Origin of the sequence: Paraburkholderia sp. MM6662-R1, assembly GCF_050436245.1 — a bacterium.
GTDB classification, from domain to species: domain Bacteria; phylum Pseudomonadota; class Gammaproteobacteria; order Burkholderiales; family Burkholderiaceae; genus Paraburkholderia; species Paraburkholderia tuberum.
Window position 1 is genome coordinate 1181569 of sequence record NZ_JBNDLV010000004.1, and the last position, 16444, is coordinate 1198012.

The window sequence follows — 16444 nt, forward strand, 5'->3', positions numbered from 1 at the left end:
AGATGAAATCAATCAATGGATGGAGACGCTTTGCCACGGTAGCGAGTTTCGTGACGCTTTCCGCGGCATTCAGTTCACCCGCTACTGTGCAGGCAGCGGATCTTCTCGCGCAGGTGAAGGCGAATGGCACATTGCGCGTGGCCAACACCCAGAGTAGTCCCCCATGGAGCATGCTTGACGAAAACAATCAACCTGTCGGCTATGACGTTGCAATTGCAAAGGAAGTCGGCAAGCGCATTGGCGTGCCGAACGTAGTATTCGTCGCCGATTCGTTCAAGAACTTCGTGGAAGGGTTGAAGACGGGCAAGTACGACCTTGTGATGAACGATCTCACGCCTACACCTGAACGGCAACAACAGGTTGATTTCGGCGAACCATACGGCGTGGAGGATTTCCGCATTTTCGTACCCGCCGGCAACACAGACATTAAGGGCAAGGAAACCCTTAAAGGCAAGCGAGTGGGAGTGGTCACTGGCTCGAGCAATGAAACTTGGGCACGAGCACACCTGCATGACTCCGACATTCGTTCGTACGATAACGGGGGACTCGTCTTCAGCGATCTGGGCAATGGACGTATCGACGCAGTCATCATCTCGCACTTCGGCGGCATGAAGTACGCCAACGTCAACCATTTACCGGTCAAGGAAGTGGGCGAACCCTTGATCTACCAGCTATCAGCGCCGGCTTTGCAGAAAGGCCAACCGGCCCTGCTCGCAGCGGTCGATAAGGCGATTGCAGACATGATGGCTGACGGGACGATCGAGGCCCTTGCCAGGAAGTGGGTCGGGCAAGATTACGATATGGCCGGCACGATCACCAAAGCGAAGGCACACAAGGAGTAGTCATGATCGAGCTTTTCATGCGCTCGCCTTCCGCTGTTAAAGAGTGCGGTGCTGATGACACTCTTTCTCGGTTTGTTGTCGTTTGTGCTCGGTTCGACGCTAGGGTTGCTTGTCGCCTTGGCTCGTATCTCCAGCATAGGCGCACTACGCGCCTTCGCATTCGCATATGTATCCATCTTCCGTGGTACGCCGCTGCTCGTGCAGATACTGCTGATCTATTTCGGTTTGCCCCGGTACGGTCTGACACTTGACCCGGTTCCCGCCGCGCTCCTCGCGCTCACGCTGTTTTCGGCCGCGTATCTGAGCGAGAACTTCCGTTCCGGCATCAACGCGGTGGACAAGGGCCAGTGGGAAGCTGCGATGTCGCTGGGCATGGGTTACTGGAAAGCCATGTCGCGGGTTATTCTTCCCCAAGGACTACGCATCGCCATTCCGCCTGTCGGCAGCCGCATGATTGCACTCATCAAAGATACATCCCTCGCTTCGACAATTACGGTGGTAGAACTGACCCGCGTCGCCGACCAGGTCGGCGCCTCCACCTTCCGCTACATGGAAATGTTCCTGATGGTCGGCCTGATCTACTGGGGCATCAACCAGATTCTCACGATCGTCCAGACCGTCCTCGAGAATCGCATTTCGAGGCGTTTTGTATGAATACTGATATCAGGACGATTGAAGTCCGTGGACTTTCGAAGGCATTTGGCGACAACCATGTCTTGCGCGGCGTCGATTTCAGCGTATCGAAAGGCGAGGTTGTCGTTGTAATGGGTCCCTCCGGGTCGGGCAAGACCACGCTGCTGCGCTCGCTGAACTTCCTCGAGGTACCGGATGCCGGCAGCGTGACAGTATGCGGCATTGATGTCGAATGCAACGGTTTGTCAAAACCGTCACGCCAGAATCAGAAGAAGATCCGCGCGATCCGCCAGCGCACCGCGATGGTGTTCCAGTCGTTCAACCTCTTTCCGCACAGGACAGCACTGGAAAACGTGATGGAAGGTCCGGTCAGCGTCAAGGGTGTCCCTCGTGCGCAAGCGTCGGAGCGCGCAATTCACCTGCTGACACAGGTTGGGCTGGCCGCAAAAGCCAACGAATATCCGGCACGGCTGTCCGGCGGTCAGAAGCAGCGCGTAGCGATCGCGCGGGCGCTCGCGATGGATCCAGAGGTCATCTTCTTCGACGAGCCCACGTCTGCTCTCGATCCAGCGCTGCGGGAGGATGTCCTGACCGTCATGCGCGACGTTGCCAAAGCGGGCATGACGATGCTGATCGTCACGCACGAAGTGCGGTTTGCGCGAGATGTAGCGGATCGGGTTGTTTTTATGGACGGCGGCGTGGTTGCCGAAGACACGACACCGCAAGCCTTCTTTGGTGAAGGCAGCAGTCCACGGGTAAGGCAGTTTCTGCATCTGATCGAGACCTGAGTATTGAGCACGCCGCGACACCGCCTTGAATCACGCGTAGGGCTTCCGTTGCAAAAGCGTTGGCGGAAGAGTTCGTGCTTTATCGCGAGGAGCAGGAGAGGCGGAAAGCGTCGGCGACGTAACACAGCCCGCTAGCTCAACCGCAAACTCCGCAATACGTCGAGCACATGCTGAGTCGGACGCTCCACGGGACCCGCGCGAAAGGCCAGGCCCAGCTGTCGCCATAACGCAGGGCGCAGCGCCCGTGTGACGATGCGCGCGTCGGCCGACGAGCGGCTCGGTTCCTGCGGCAGCAGCGCGGCGCCGTATCCCGCTGCGACGAGACGCTTGATCGCATCCGAGTAGTTGAGCTGGATGCGCGGCGTGGGGTGCTGCCCCGCCGCGCTGAACCATTCCGTCGTCAAACGCGAAAGCCGTGTGGTCGCGTCGTTCAGAATCAGCGGCTTCGCGGCGATCCATTGCGGCGTGATGCGAGCTGGACACGTCCACCCGGCCGGCATGAACGCGACCACCGGATCGCGGCGCCATGTTTCGATCGATAGCCCTCGTAGCGGCGCTTGCGGCAGCGCCACGACGCCCACGTCGAGCGACTTCTGGGCGAGTCGCGTCAGCGTTTCCTGCGAAGTCAGCACGGCGATTTGCACATCGATGCCGGGATGCCCGGCGGCCAGTCGTTCCAACGCCTGCGGCAGCAGATTCGCGATGGCCGCGGTGGAAGCGCCGAGCCGAACCCGTCCGCCGAGCCCTTCCACCTGTCGCCGCACGTCCTCCAGTGCCTGCTCGGCATTGGCCAGCATCTGACGCGCATAGGCCACCAGCGTCTCGCCGATCGCCGAGGCCCGCACCTGACCGCGTTTGCGCGACAACAGCGGCGCGCCGACGCGGCTCTCGAGATCCGCGATATGCATTGCGAGCCGCGGGCGGCTTCGCATCGGCTAGACGCAATATCGGACAACGCCAGGTCCTTACTGCTCGGGCTCGTCTTTACAGGCGTCGTGCTGGCTTTCGCCGTGATGGCGATGATCTGGACGGCGTCTCGCCCCCCGCTCAAAGGCAAGGACTGCTCCGGCCGCATCGCAAACGACGAGCATGCGAGCTTCGTCGCGTTCTTCCAGGACCCGGCAGACCAGGGCGCGTTGCTGCGGTCGATCGAGGACTGCGCGAAATGAGCCTCGTTGCGGCGGGATAGCGCGCTCGTCGGCCGCGCCATTCCACACCCCGCCAGGGACTATCCCACTTCCTGCCATACCACGGGCACAATACCCGGCGATAATGCCGGGGGCATTCGCGCCTTTTCCGTTCGATATCCGAACGCATCGATGCCCGCGCCGCCAGTGTTCCCTTTCGATGCACCCATGAGCCACGCCACCGCCGACCACCCCGCTTCCGCCGACTCCGCCCCGAACTCGCCGCGCTTCCTGCTATTCCTGATCTGCCTGTTCGCGTCCGCCGGACAGCTCGCCATCGACATCTACGTGCCCGCGCTGCCCGCGATGGCGCGCTACTTCGGCACCTCGCCGCAAGCGATCCAGACCAGCGTCACCGGCTACATGGCCGCCTGCGCGTTCGGTCAGCTGATCTTCGGTCCGATCGCCGACGCGTATGGCCGCAAGCGCGTGCTCGCGTTCGGTCTGACGGTCTACACGGTCGGCTGCCTGCTGTCGCTCGCGGCGCCCAATCTCGAGACGTTCATCCTCGCCCGCGCACTGCAGGGCTTCGGCATCGCGAGCACGAACCTGCTGGCGAAAGCGATCATCACCGATTCGTTCGCGGGTCAGGCCTTGCTGCATGCGTTCACGTACATGTCGATCGCGTGGGGGCTCGCGCCGATCGTCGCGCCGGTGATCGGCGCGCATCTGCAGACCGCGTTCGGCTGGCGCGCGTGCCTCGTATTTCTGCTGATCTATTCGCTGGTGATGTGGGCGCTGCTGTGGCGTTATCGCGAGACCTTGCCGAAGCCCGTCCATCTCGAACCGCGCACGCTGACCGCGAACGCGCGCAAGGTGCTCGCGAGCCCCGTGTTCCAGAGCTGCTTCCTCGCGCAGGGCCTGTGCTACAGCATCCTGCTGGTGTTCAACATCGTCGGGCCGTTCATGGTGCAGACCACGCTGCACAAGCCGCCGACCTTCTTCGGCTACCTCGCGCTCGGCATCGGCATGATGTACTTTCTTGGCGGTCTGTCGAATCGCCTGCACGGTCCGGGCCTGCCGAGCGCCGAGCAGCGGCTGCGCATCGGCGCACGGCTGATGGCGGCCGCGTCGCTTGCGATGCTGCTGCTCGCGCTGACGGTCGGTCTGCGCGTGTGGACGCTCGCGACGCCTGTGCTCGTGATGGGCTTCTGCGCCGGCGCGATGTATCCGACACTGATGGCGAAGGGCAACTCGCTGTTCCCGCACATCGCGGGTCTGACGAGCGCGATTCTCGGCTGCGCGCTGCTGCTGGTTTCATCGGCGATGATGGGGTTGGCCGGCTTCGTGTCGGTGCAGGTGCTCACGCCGCTCGCGCTGTTCTTCGTGGTCCTCGCGTTCGTCGTCGTCGTGATGGTGACGAAGCTGCTGCGCCATCTCGAGCAGGTACAGCCTGCGGCCGCGGCGAGCGCGAGCGGCAAGGCAGCGTGAGCCGGCACATGAGCTCGACCGAACGCCAGACCTTCATCTGTACACGCGCGGACCGATGAGCGGCATGCGCGAGCGCGCCTGCGCATCCGCTTCCACGCGGATCGATCCGACCGTGTGGAAAGTCGCGGCGGTCGTGTCGATCGGCTCGTTCATGTCGCAGATGGACTCGACGCTGGTCAACGTGTCGCTGTCGGCGATCGGCCATACGCTCGATGCGTCGATCGCTACCGCGCAGTGGATCGTCAGCGGCTACCTGCTCGCGACGGCGTTGATGTTGCCGCTCAACGGCTGGCTGGTCGACCGCATCGGCGCGAAGCGGCTGTACCTGTTCTGCTTTTCGACGTTCACGATAGCGTCGATGCTGTGCGGTGCGGCGCAGACGATCGGCGAGCTGATCGGCGCGCGCATCTTCCAGGGCCTCGTTGCCGGTGTGCTCGGGCCGATGGCACAAATGATGATCGGACGCGTGGCCGGCAAGAACCTCGAGCGGGTGATGGGCTACACCGCGCTACCCATTCTGCTCGGTCCGATTCTCGGCCCGGTGCTGGCCGGCCTCGTGCTCGCGCACGCGAGCTGGCCCTGGCTGTTCTTCATCAATGTTCCGGTGGGCGCTTTCGGCGTCGCGATGGCGGTGTTGCTGCTGCCGCGCGATGCCGCCGGGTCGCAGAAGCGACCGTTCGATTTCACCGGCTTTGCGTTGATCTCCCCTGGGCTCGTCGCGCTTGTCTATGGACTTCAGGACGCGTCGCGAGCGGTGGGCTTGGCGTGTCTGCTCGCGGGCGTCGCGTTTCTCGCCGGCTTCGCGCTGTACGCGGCGCGCAAAGGCCACACCGCGCTGATCGACGTGCGCATGTTTGCGACACGTACGTTCTCGGTCGCCGCACTCGCCCAGTTCTTCGCGAACGCGATCATGTATGGACGGCAGCTCGCCGTGCCGCTTTTTCTGATCGCGGGCTGCGGTTTGTCGGCCACGCACGCGGGCGGCCTGCTCGCGGCAACCGGCGTCGGCATGATGTGCTCGTTTCCGCTGCTCGGATGGTTGACCGAGCGGCTCGGCTGCCGCGCGCTCGCGGCGGGCGGCGCATTGCTGGCGTTTCTGAGCACGCTCGTGTTTCTGTGGCTGAGCGTTGATTCGTTCTCCGCCGGATGGGCCGCGGTCGGTCTGTTCTTTGCGGGCGTCGGTCAAGGGACGATCAGCGTGCCGTCGATCTCGGCCGCGTATTCGTCGATCGGGAGAGAAAGGCTCGCGGTTGCGAATACTGCGTTGAACATCGCGCAGAGAGTGGGCGGTCCGTTCGCGACGACGCTGCTTTCGATGGTGATAGCGTCGACGTTGCACGGTGTTTCGGGTGCACAGCCCGGCCGCTTTCTGCCGACGTTCGTGCTGCTGGCCGGGCTGCATTTGTTGTGCTTCGCGGCGGCGATGTTTCTGCCGGTTCGCGTTCAGCGGGCGAAGAACGCCTGACCACGGATTCCCGCGCCCGTACTTCACAGTAGCCGCAAGCCGCCATCACACTCGATCACCGCCCCCGTCATAAACGTGTTCTCCAGCAGAAACTGCAGCGCGTGCGCGACATCGTCGGCCTGCCCGACGCGCCGCACCGGTAGCGTTTCGCTTTGCTGCCGAAACAGCTCACTCTTCACGCTCGCGGGAAATCTGTCCCACCACGGCGTATCGATCACACCCGGCGACACCGCGTTCACGCGCAGCGGCGCAAGCTCGCGCGCCAGCGTGCCGATCATGCTTTCGAGCGCGCCGTTGATCGCACCCAGACCCGCCGTGCCCGGATTCGCGATGCGCGCCGAAATCGCGGTCAGAAACGTCAGGCTGCCGTCGCGACGCAGCGTGGGTAGCGCGGTCTGCGCGGCTTCGAGCTGCGGCCAGAACTTGGCCTCGAAGCCACGCCGCAGCGCGGCCAGATCCAGTTCAGCAAACGGCCCCGCGCCTTCACCGCCCGACAGCGTCATCACCAGATGATCGATCCGGCCGAGGCCGCCGAAGAAGTGTCCGAGCGCCGCCCGATCGGCGCAATCGAGCGCCTCGCTCGTCACCTGTCCACCGATGCCAAGCAGCGCATCGTCCAGTTTGGCGCGGTCGCGCCCCACCGCGACGACGCTCGCGCCAGCCGCCACGAGCCGCTTCACCAGCGCGAGCCCAATGCCCGACGAGCCACCTAGCACCACGACCTTCTGATTTTGCCAGTCCATGTCATTGCTCCTGAGTGTGAACGGGAGACCCCGTGGCAGTAGAATGCGCGGTGCGAGCCCATCACTCAAATCGTTTAATGTCATGGCCAACATCATTGAAAATGATTTTCGGCGCTTCGACCTGAACCTGCTGCTGACCTTCCGCGCGCTGCTGGAAGAGCGCAGCGTCACGCGGGCCGCGCAGCGGCTGTTTCTTGGGCAACCGGCCGTCAGCGGCGCGCTCAAGCGCTTGCGCGAGACGTTCGGCGACGAGTTGTTCGTGCGCACGCCGCAAGGCATGACGCCGACGCCGCGCGCGCTCGAACTCGCGCGGCAGATCGAGCCGTTCCTGCAATCGCTGCATCAGGCGCTCACGCAGCCATCCGTCTTCGATCCGGCCCGCGCGCAGCGGGTGTTCCGCATCGGCCTCAGCGATTCGCTCGAACTGCTGCTGATGCCCGAGATCATCGCGCGCCTCGCCGACACCGCACCCGGCGTGAAGCTGATCGCGCGCTCCACAGATTCGACGCGCGCCGCCGCGATGCTCGACGATGGCGCGATCGAACTCGCGGTCGGCGTATTCCGCGAATGCGTGCCGTGGCAGCGATTCACGCCGCTGTTTTCATGGCGCTTCGTGAGCATCTACAACCCCCAGCTCGTCAGGACGCGCCGCAAGCATTTGTCGATGGACGAGTTTCTGCGCCACCGTCATGTGCTGACTTCGTTCAGCGCCGAGCTGCGCGGCTTCATCGATGAACGACTCGAGATGCAGGGACTGAAGCGCGACGTCGTGTTTTCGAGCTCGAACTTCGCGACCAGTCCGTTCATCGTGCAACGCACGGCGGCGATCGCGACGGTGCCGGAGTTCATCGGCCGCGTCTGGCGCGATACGCTCGGTCTCGCGCTGAGTCCGCTGCCATTCGAGGTGCCGGGCTACGAGGTTTCGCTGATGTGGGCCGCGGCGCACGACCAGGACCCGGCGCTCGCGTGGTTGAAGCGCGAGTTCGCGGACGCGTTCGGCACGAGCGACGGCACTGCGCGTGCAGCGCCCTGACAGCGACGTGTGCTACGGTTCGCAAGCGTCACGTTTCGTTTCGCCGCTTCGCCGTCGCCCGTTCAAGCCAGGAGGAAATTCCGATGACTCACCACCTCGCAAAAGGCACCTTCATCGTCTCCCTTCAACCGATGCCGTTTGAAAACGCGGAGGCCGAATCGAAGCTCGGCCGCATGTCGATCGACAAGCAGATCTCCGGCGATCTCGCCGCGACCACCCAAGGGCAAATGCTGAGCGCGATGACGAACGTCAAAGGCTCGGCCGGCTATGTCGCGCTCGAACAGGTCACTGGCACGCTGGCGGGCAAGCAGGGCACGTTCGTGCTGCAGCATATCGGCGTGATGAATCGCGGCGCAGCGGCGCTGGCGGTGACGGTCGTGCCGGATTCAGGCACCGGCAAGCTGAGCGGCATTGAAGGCGAGTTCAGGATCGACATCGTCGACGGCGCGCATTCGTACGAGTTCGCTTATCGTCTGCCCGGCGACTGACATGCCGAACGCGTGCCGGCGGGATACGGCGCTCGACCCCGTACCCGGCTACCCGGCTACCCGGCTACCCGGCTTTCCAGTTCAAAACCTCAGCGCTCAATGCCCCGCGATCGTCACCGACGCCGTCAACGCATTCGGATCGCGCGAAGAAGCCCCCGCGATCATCTGATAGACGCCGCCGTTGAGCTTCCACACGTGGTTGGTCGCGTCCCACGTCGACAGCAGCTTCGGCGCAATCGATACGCTGACCTGCTGCGACTGCCCCGCCTGCAGCGCGACCTTTTGCCAGCCGACCAGACGCTTCGGCGGTTCGCCCAGACCGCTCGGCAACGCGGCATAAACTTCGGCGATTTCCGCGCCCGCGCGCGAGCCCGTATTCTTGACGGTAAAGTTCACCTTCACGTTGCCACTCGCATCCACTTGCGCGTTGAGGCCCGAGTAGCTGTAGCTCGTGTAGGACAGCCCATAACCGAACGGGAACAGCGGCGCGATCTGCTTGCCGTCATACCAGCGATAACCCATGAAGAGTCCTTCGCTGTAGGTAACGGTGGTATCGGTGGCCGAGATCGTCGGTTGCGGAAGATCCGCGTCCTGCATCGGGAACGTGATCGGCAATTTGCCGGACGGGTTCACGGCGCCGAACAGCAGATCGGCAATCGCCTGACCGCCCTGCACGCCCGGATACCACGCTTCGAGCACGCCGTGCACGTTGGATAGCCACGGCATCAGGACCGGGCTGCCGTTCTCGAGCACGACGATCACGCGCTTCGCTTGCGCGGCGACCGCGCTGATCAGCGCGTTCTGATCGTAGCTCTGGTTATAGCTGTCAGTCGTATTGCTCGGCAGGCTCAGGCTCGGCAGATCCGCGCCCTCGCTTTCCCATTGCGTCGCGAACACGATCGCCACGTCCGCCTTCGCGGCGGCGGTCGCCGCTGCCGCCGCGTTCGTGCCGTCGACGAAGGTCACGCTCGCGCTCGGCGCCTTCGCCTGGATCGCGGCCAGCGGTGCCGACTTGTACCACGTCGCGCAGGTGCTCAACAGCGGCGACGGCGACACGCAACCGGACACCGCGTTGCCCGCGGCCGCCGGCACCGCGCCCGAGCCGCCGCCCGACAGCACGCCCGCATCCGCGTGAGCGCCGATCACCACGATCGACGACAGCCCCGCCGCGTTCAACGGCAGCACCGGCTGCGAATCGCCGCTCGCCACCGCGTTCTTCAGCAATACCGACGATTGTTGCGCGACCTGCAGCGCGAGCGCATTGCCCGCGGTTTGATCGACGCTGCCGCCGGTGGCGGGCGGCGAATCGAAGACGCCATAGCGAATCATCGTGCGAAGCTTGCGCTGAACCATGTCGTTGAGTCGCGACATCGGCACGCTGCCGGCGTTGACCGCGCTCGTCAGCGCGGTGTTGAAATACGACGTCAGCGTAAAGCCCGGAATCGACGCTCCGCCGCCGAGATCGCCGGGCTCTTCTTCATCGAGGCCGGCCAATGCCGAGGCGACCGTACTGTGCGTGGCGGTCCAGTCCGACTGCACCACGCCCTTGAAGCCCCACTCGTTCTTCAGCACGGTGGTCAGCAGATACGGGTTTTCGCACGCATACACGCCGTTCACCAGGTTGTACGAACACATCACGTTGCCGGGCGTTCCCTGCGTGACGCCGAGCTCGAACGCGAGCAGTTCGGTTTCGCGCATCGTGCGTTCGTCGACGACCGAGTTGCTGGTCATGCGGTTCGTTTCCTGATCGTTCATCGCGTAGTGCTTGATCGTCGCGATGACGTTCTGCGCCTGCGTGCCGATCGTGCGCGCGGCGCTCAGCGTGCCGGTCAGTACCGGATCTTCGCCCATGTACTCGAAGGTGCGGCCATTGCGTGGTTCGCGCGCGAGATTGACGCCACCGCCGAGACCTTCGCCATAACCGAGCACGCGCAGCTCGGTCGCGATACGCGCGCCGTATTGGTTCGCCAGCGTGGGGTCCCAGCTTGCCGCGAGCGCCACCGGCGCGGGCAGCGCCGTCGCGTTCGAGTTGACGACATTGACGCCGCCGGCCGAATCGGCCATTGCAAGGCCCGGAATGCCGAGCCGCGCGATGCCGGGAATATAGCCGGCTCCGTTGACGCCGGCCGGATACGGACCGCCGAGTCCCGCGTTGGGGATGCCCACGCCGTGCACGAGCTGAATCTTTTCGGCGGTCGTCATCTTCTGGACGAGCGCGGCGGCACGCGCATCGGCGCGCGCATCGGGATCGGACGGCAACGGCGGGTCACTGATGTTGCTGCCATTGCCGCAGGCGGCGAGTACCAGCGCGACACCGCAGGCGATGGCGCTTGCGGCAAAGGGTATCGTCAGCTTCCTTCTCATCATCTCGCTCCGTGTTGTCGTTGTCGGTCATGTGATTTGCATTGCGTAACGTTGTATCGACGCGCTACCGGCACGCGACGCGTCCTGCTACGCTAAGCGCTCGTGGTAATGCGCCGAAAGAAATTCTAGGGATGCGCCCGAAACGCGCTTGACCGATAGGTGCAGCACTTGACCGATGAAGAGTCAGGAAAACCCGCAGACAGGTTTCGACCGGAGGAGGCAAAGTGGATTTGCGTCAGAAGTCCGTTTCAGCGCGCATCTATCGAGGATTGCTCGACGCGGCGGAGCGCGAGGGCCTCGATCGCAGCAAAGTGGCCCACGATATCGGCATCGACGAGGCCGACATCGCCGCGGCCGATGCGCGAGTGCCGGGCGACAAGCACGTCGCAATGCTCCAGCTTGCGGAAAGCTGCCTGATGCGCGGCGCGCCGGAGGGCGACGTGTTCGATGGTCTGCTGTATTTCCCCGAGCTTGCGGGCGTGCTCTGCAATAGCCCGACGCTGCGCGATGCATTGCGCAATTACGTCACGTATCGTGACCTGATCGGTAATGTCGACTGGCTCGTCATGCAGGAGCACGGCGACGAAGTCGCATTCGAATACGTGACGGAAGGCGAAGGGCGCAACGCATCGAGCGCGCTCGGCAACTTCGCGCTGATAGCGGGTGTGGCAAAGCTCTACGACGTGCGACTGCGCGTGCGCGACGCGGGTATCACCGATGCGCGGCTCGGTGCGATCGCGGCGCTGAGCGGGACGTTGGGCGTGCGCGTTCAACTCGATCAGGCTCGCAATCGGATGGTGTTGCAGTCGTCCGCGCTGGATCGCGCGTTCGAGGTCTACAACGCGCCGCTCGCGAAGATTCACATGCATGCCGCGCATGGAATCTTGCAGCGGATTCGCGAGCAGGGCCGCTTTTCTCCGACGGTCGAGCGATGTCTGCGTGACGTGCTGCGCGAGCACGCGGATGCGATCGAGCCGAAGAGCCTGCAGACGATCGTCTGCGAGCGGCTGTCGCTGACGCGCTGGACCTTGCAACGCAAGCTCGCGGCGGAGTGCAAAACCTTCAGCGAGGTGCTGATGCAAATGCGTATCGACGAAGCACGCACGCTGCTCGCGCATACGCCGATGTCGATCAGCGAGATTAGCGAACGGGTCGGCTTTGCCTCGACGACGGCGTTTACGCGGTTTTTTACGCGTGCATGTGGGGCGCCGCCGGCGCGGTATCGGGGGCGATGCCGGGTGTTGATCGTCCCATGATGAGCATCGATCAGGACATGACTCGACTGTTCGGTGTCATGGGATCGATCGTATCCTTGGTCGCGTTTCTGCCTTATGGACTTGCGATCTGGCGCGGCACCGTACGCCCTCATCTGTTCACGTGGCTGATCTGGTCGGTCGTCACGGCGATCGCGGCTGTCGGCCATTCCGCTCTGGACACTCACCAATGATCCGACGTTGTCCATCTGTCTTGTGACGCTGATCGAACTCGTCGGCCTCTCGCCGACGGTTCGCAAGACTATTCGTGATCCGTGGAGTGAGAGTCTTTTGTACTTTGCGCTCTGTGTTTTTAAATACGCGCTCGCGATTCTTGCGCTGCCGAAATGGAGTTGGCCGTGGCGTTTTATCCGGCGGTGAATATCGTGGCGGCAAGTGGGGTTTGTTTGTTGATGGTGGTGCGGCGTCGACGGGTGCGAGCGTACTCCGAGGACAAGGTTCGGTGAGGGGCTCCCGAAAGACAGCGCGACGACTCGCAGCGCGCGATCTGAATGTGCCTTCCTTTTGTCCGATATTCATCAGGTCGCCGCAAGTAGCATCGATTACACTGGTTTTCGCTATGCGACTTTCAGGCGTGGCTGACCCACGAAGTCACCATTGCGCGGACTTTCGTGCATCCCTTCCGCACGTATCCGCCGACACCGGGCGAAATACGACTGCTTGGTGAAAGCGTTTCGCCATTCACCACTTTGGCCCGCCCCTGGTCCCTCACACGACGGCGACCAGGTATCGCTGCGGCCATTTCACATCGACTATTTTCGCTTGATTGAATCAGGCGCCTGATCCGGCAGCCGATAGGCCCCTTGCACGGCGCGATTTCACGCGCCTGATTCGCTGACAAGGAGATGAAGATGAAGACCCGCCAATTGAGCATTTGGTCGGCTGTAGCCGTTGCACTTCTGTCGCTGAGTGGCACCGCGCAGGCCGGTGGTGATGACGGCGACCGGGGCCGCGGCGGTGGCGGCGGTCTTTGCTCGAACGCAACGCTAAAAGGACCCTATGGGTTCATCGGTCACGGCGTGATCCTTGGGTTGCTGGATTCGAGCAACGTGCTGCATCCGTTCGCCACCCAGTCGATCCTCGATGACGTCGCTCTCGTGACATTCGACGGCAACGGCAAATTTACCCGCACCGATTTCGGGAGCATCAACGGCGTGCCGAAAGGTGGACAGATAACCTTCAATCCGGCGCAGACAGGCACTTATTCGGTGAACTCCGATTGCACCGGCACCATGTCGGTTGTCTATACCGCCGGAGGACCCGTGCCAGCCGGCGTCGTGACCGACCTGAACATCGTGGTCACTTCGGACGGCACGCAGGTCGAATCCGTCGTCTATCGGGCGAGCATCCCGTCGGCCGCGTCGGCCCCCGACGGCTACAGCTGCCCGATGGATTGCGTGCAAGGTGTGCAGGAGGCGTTCGAAGGGAAGAAGGTTCTGGTCTACGGCTTCCGGTAGTGGGGGACTGACGTATCGGATGAATTCGCGGTTGCCGCCGGCTTTTCAACCGGCGGCGCGCTCGCTTCATCGGTGCTTCGCTCAATGCCCCGGCCGTTCGCCCACTGCGACCGGGGCATGCTTCGTCTGCCGGCTCAACATCAGCGTCACGACCGCCGACAGCGCCAACGTCGCCCCGACCACATAAAGCCCTGCCGTATAGCCGCCCGTGACGTGCTTGAGCCAGCCGATCGCAAACGGCCCGACGAAGCCGCCGAGATTGCCGATCGAGTTGATCATGGCAATGCCCGCCGCCGCCCCGGCGCCCGACAGGAACATGCTCGGCATCGCCCACAGCGGCGCCTTCGCGGCGCTGATTCCGACGTTCACGACGACGAGCGCAAGCACGATCATCAACGCGGTGGTCGCATTACCGGCGAACACGAAGCCGATGCACGCAAGCGCGCACGGAATCACGACGTGCCACGTACGTTCGTCGGTGCGATCCGAGTGCTTCGCCCATAGCACCATCGCGATCACCGCCAGCACGCTCGGCACGCCGGCGAGCAGCCCGGTTTCGAACGTGCCGAAACCGTATTGGCGGATGATCAGCGGCGCCCACAAGCCGAGCGTATAAAGTCCCGCCGAGGTGCCGAAGTAGATCAGCGCGAGCGCTAGCACGCGCGGATCGCGCAACGCGCTGAGCGCGCCGGCCGTGTGGCCCGCATGCGCGTGCCGCGCGTCGGCTTCGAGCTTCAGCCTCGCGATCAGCCAGTCGCGCTCTTCGGGCTGCAGCCACTCGGCTTGCGCGGGCTTGTCGGTCAGATACCTGAGCACGCAGAAGCCGAGGATAATCGCGGGCAATGCTTCGAGTAGGTAGAGCATTTGCCAGTCGACGAGTCCGGCAATCGGCGGCAGTTTCATGACCGCGCCGGAAATCGGCGAGCCGATCGCAGTCGAGATCGGCGCGGCGGCCATGAACCATGCCGCCGCGACCGCACGCTGCCGCGCCGGAAACCACAGGCTCAAATACAGGATGACGCCGGGAAAGAAGCCCGCTTCCGCGACGCCGAGAATGAAGCGCAGCGCGTAGAAACTGTTCGGCCCGACGACGAACGCCGACGCGAGCGACACGAGCCCCCACGACACCATCACGCGAGCAATCCAGCGCCGCGCGCCGACCTTGTGCAGGATCAGGTTCGACGGCACTTCGAACAGAAAATAGCCGATGAAAAAGAGCCCGCCGCCGAGGCCGAACGCGGTCGGCGAAAGACCGATCGCCTTGTTCATCGACAATGCGGCGAAGCCCACATTCACGCGATCGAGAAAGCTCACGAAGTACAACAGCATGACGAACGGGATGATCCGCAGCATCAGCTTGCGGGACACCCGGCTTTCGAGTTCCGAAGTCATTGTCTCCTCCTGCGGCGCGCGGCTATTGACCGCGCGCGAGCCTCGCGCCGGCCGACGTTGGGCCGAGCTAATCGAGTCAAGGTTGTGTGCCGGCCACGTCGTGGCCGGGGCGCAGACCGCGCGCCTGATTTGCGCGCGGTTCCGCTCAGTCCGGTTCAGTTCGCGCGAAGCCGGCGCTCAAGCCGCGTTCGCCGCGGGCGTCGCCGCCTGCTCGATGAACGCGCACACGGCCGCCGTCACCTGCGCGGTCGTGGCCGTGCCGCCGAGGTCGCGCGTGTGCAGCGCTTTGTTCGCGGTCACCGCTTCGACGGCCTGCATCACGCGCCTGGCCGCGTCGAATTCGCCGAGGTGTTCGAGCAGCATCACGACCGACCAGAACGTGCCGACCGGATTCGCGAGCCCCTTGCCCATGATGTCGAACGCGGAGCCGTGGATCGGCTCGAACATCGACGGATAGCGGCGCTCCGGATCGATGTTGCCGGTCGGCGCGATGCCGAGGCTGCCGGCGAGCGCGGCCGCGAGGTCGCTGAGAATATCGGCGTGCAGATTGGTGGCGACGATCGTGTCGAGCGTCGCGGGACGGTTGACCATGCGCGCGGTCGCCGCGTCGACGAGTTCCTTGTCCCACGTGACGTCCGGAAACTCCTTCGAGATTTCGAGCGCGATCTCGTCCCACATCACCATCGCATGACGCTGCGCGTTGCTCTTCGTGATCACGGTCAACAGCTTGCGCGGACGCGACTGCGCGAGTCGGAACGCGAAGCGCATGATGCGCTCGACGCCGGCGCGCGTCATGATCGACACCTCGGTCGCGGCTTCGATCGGATGGCCCTGATGCACGCGGCCGCCGACGCCCGAATATTCACCCTCCGAATTTTCGCGGACGATCACCCAGTTCAGATCCTCGGGCTTGCAGTACTTCAGCGGTGCGTCGATGCCGGGCAGGATGCGCGTCGGGCGCACGTTCGCGTATTGGTCGAAGCCCTGGCAGATTTTCAGTCGCAGACCCCACAGCGTGATGTGATCGGGAATGTCCTTGTCGCCCGCCGAGCCGAACAGGATCGCATCTTTGTCGCGGATCGCGTCGAGCCCGTTGGCCGGCATCATCACGCCGTGTTGACGATAGTAGTCGCCGCCCCAGTCGAAGTTCTCGAACTCGAACGTGAAGGCACGCGTGGTCTTCGCGAGCGCCTCGAGCACCTGCGCGCCGGCCGGCACGACCTCCTTGCCGATGCCGTCGCCGGGGATGGTTGCGATGCAATAGGTCTTCATGTCTGCGTCCTGTGCTTGGTGAATGGCGTGAGTGGACTCTAGCGCGATCCCACCGGTAAAAACCGGTGCTAAACT

14 protein-coding genes and 2 pseudogenes are annotated in these 16444 nt (G+C 63.7%); 11 read left to right on the top strand and 5 right to left on the bottom strand.

Features of this window, described 5'->3' with window-relative positions:
* Positions 1–2: 2 nt before the first annotated feature.
* Genes OKW39_RS35330 through OKW39_RS35340 form a run of 3 tightly spaced genes read left to right on the top strand, consistent with a single transcriptional unit; the run spans position 3 to position 2263 of the window.
* Positions 3–842 (top strand): ABC transporter substrate-binding protein, encoded by an 840-nt coding sequence (locus OKW39_RS35330; RefSeq protein ID WP_244144749.1) that lies wholly within the window; start codon positions 3–5, stop codon positions 840–842.
* A 54-nt stretch (positions 843–896) separates the two neighbouring features.
* The gene (locus OKW39_RS35335) at positions 897–1496 is read left to right on the top strand and encodes an amino acid ABC transporter permease (protein ID WP_429564751.1); all 600 of its coding nucleotides are present in this window, start codon (positions 897–899) and stop codon (positions 1494–1496) included.
* Complete coding sequence (locus tag OKW39_RS35340; RefSeq protein WP_090808004.1) at positions 1493–2263, top strand: amino acid ABC transporter ATP-binding protein; 771 nt, start codon at positions 1493–1495, stop codon at positions 2261–2263. Before OKW39_RS35335 ends, OKW39_RS35340 begins: the two co-directional genes overlap by 4 nt.
* Before the next feature lie 131 nt (positions 2264–2394).
* Here OKW39_RS35340 and OKW39_RS35345 read toward each other — a convergent pair.
* Positions 2395–3183 (bottom strand): annotated as a pseudogene (locus OKW39_RS35345) (LysR substrate-binding domain-containing protein); the annotation flags it as partial.
* Positions 3184–3258: 75 nt separating this feature from the next.
* Between OKW39_RS35345 and OKW39_RS35350 the strand changes: the two are divergent.
* From OKW39_RS35350 to OKW39_RS35360, 3 genes are all read left to right on the top strand, one after another.
* Complete coding sequence (locus OKW39_RS35350; protein WP_018423952.1) at positions 3259–3432, top strand: hypothetical protein; 174 nt, start codon at positions 3259–3261, stop codon at positions 3430–3432.
* 186 nt (positions 3433–3618) lie between these two features.
* Positions 3619–4881: a multidrug effflux MFS transporter gene (locus OKW39_RS35355; RefSeq protein WP_429564752.1), complete on the top strand. Its 1263-nt coding sequence runs from the start codon at positions 3619–3621 to the stop codon at positions 4879–4881.
* 55 nt (positions 4882–4936) lie between these two features.
* The gene (locus OKW39_RS35360) at positions 4937–6346 is read left to right on the top strand and encodes a DHA2 family efflux MFS transporter permease subunit (RefSeq protein WP_429564753.1); all 1410 of its coding nucleotides are present in this window, start codon (positions 4937–4939) and stop codon (positions 6344–6346) included.
* Between the two features lie 23 nt (positions 6347–6369).
* On the opposite strand, the gene OKW39_RS35365 is transcribed toward OKW39_RS35360, so the two are convergent.
* On the bottom strand, positions 6370–7089 hold the full coding sequence (locus tag OKW39_RS35365; RefSeq protein WP_090808012.1) for an SDR family oxidoreductase: 720 nt from the start codon (positions 7087–7089) through the stop codon (positions 6370–6372).
* Positions 7090–7171: 82 nt separating this feature from the next.
* Here OKW39_RS35365 and OKW39_RS35370 point away from each other — a divergent pair, with 82 nt between their 5' ends.
* Together OKW39_RS35370 and OKW39_RS35375 are read left to right on the top strand one after the other, a co-directional pair.
* Positions 7172–8122 (top strand): LysR family transcriptional regulator, encoded by a 951-nt coding sequence (locus OKW39_RS35370; RefSeq protein WP_429564754.1) that lies wholly within the window; start codon positions 7172–7174, stop codon positions 8120–8122.
* Positions 8123–8205: 83 nt separating this feature from the next.
* Positions 8206–8610, top strand: a complete 405-nt coding sequence (locus OKW39_RS35375; RefSeq protein ID WP_429564755.1) for a DUF3224 domain-containing protein — start codon at positions 8206–8208, stop codon at positions 8608–8610.
* A gap of 96 nt (positions 8611–8706) precedes the next feature.
* Here the strand turns inward: OKW39_RS35375 and OKW39_RS35380 are convergent, their stop codons facing one another.
* A complete protein-coding gene (locus tag OKW39_RS35380; protein ID WP_429565481.1) occupies positions 8707–10974 on the bottom strand; it encodes a beta-glucosidase in 2268 nt (755 codons plus the stop codon).
* Positions 10975–11198: 224 nt separating this feature from the next.
* Here OKW39_RS35380 and OKW39_RS35385 point away from each other — a divergent pair, with 224 nt between their 5' ends.
* From OKW39_RS35385 to OKW39_RS35395, 3 genes and pseudogenes are all read left to right on the top strand, one after another.
* Positions 11199–12230, top strand: a complete 1032-nt coding sequence (locus OKW39_RS35385) for a helix-turn-helix domain-containing protein (protein ID WP_429564756.1) — start codon at positions 11199–11201, stop codon at positions 12228–12230.
* Positions 12227–12694: pseudogene (locus tag OKW39_RS35390) on the top strand (hypothetical protein). The gene OKW39_RS35385 and the pseudogene OKW39_RS35390 overlap by 4 nt, the downstream one beginning before the upstream one ends.
* Positions 12695–13099: 405 nt before the next feature.
* Positions 13100–13705 (top strand): hypothetical protein, encoded by a 606-nt coding sequence (locus OKW39_RS35395; RefSeq protein WP_187614296.1) that lies wholly within the window; start codon positions 13100–13102, stop codon positions 13703–13705.
* Between the two features lie 81 nt (positions 13706–13786).
* On the opposite strand, the gene OKW39_RS35400 is transcribed toward OKW39_RS35395, so the two are convergent.
* The gene (locus OKW39_RS35400; protein WP_429564757.1) at positions 13787–15097 is read right to left on the bottom strand and encodes an MFS transporter; all 1311 of its coding nucleotides are present in this window, start codon (positions 15095–15097) and stop codon (positions 13787–13789) included.
* Between the two features lie 177 nt (positions 15098–15274).
* A complete protein-coding gene (locus OKW39_RS35405) occupies positions 15275–16369 on the bottom strand; it encodes a tartrate dehydrogenase (protein WP_429564758.1) in 1095 nt (364 codons plus the stop codon).
* Between the last annotated feature and the right edge of the window lie 75 nt (positions 16370–16444).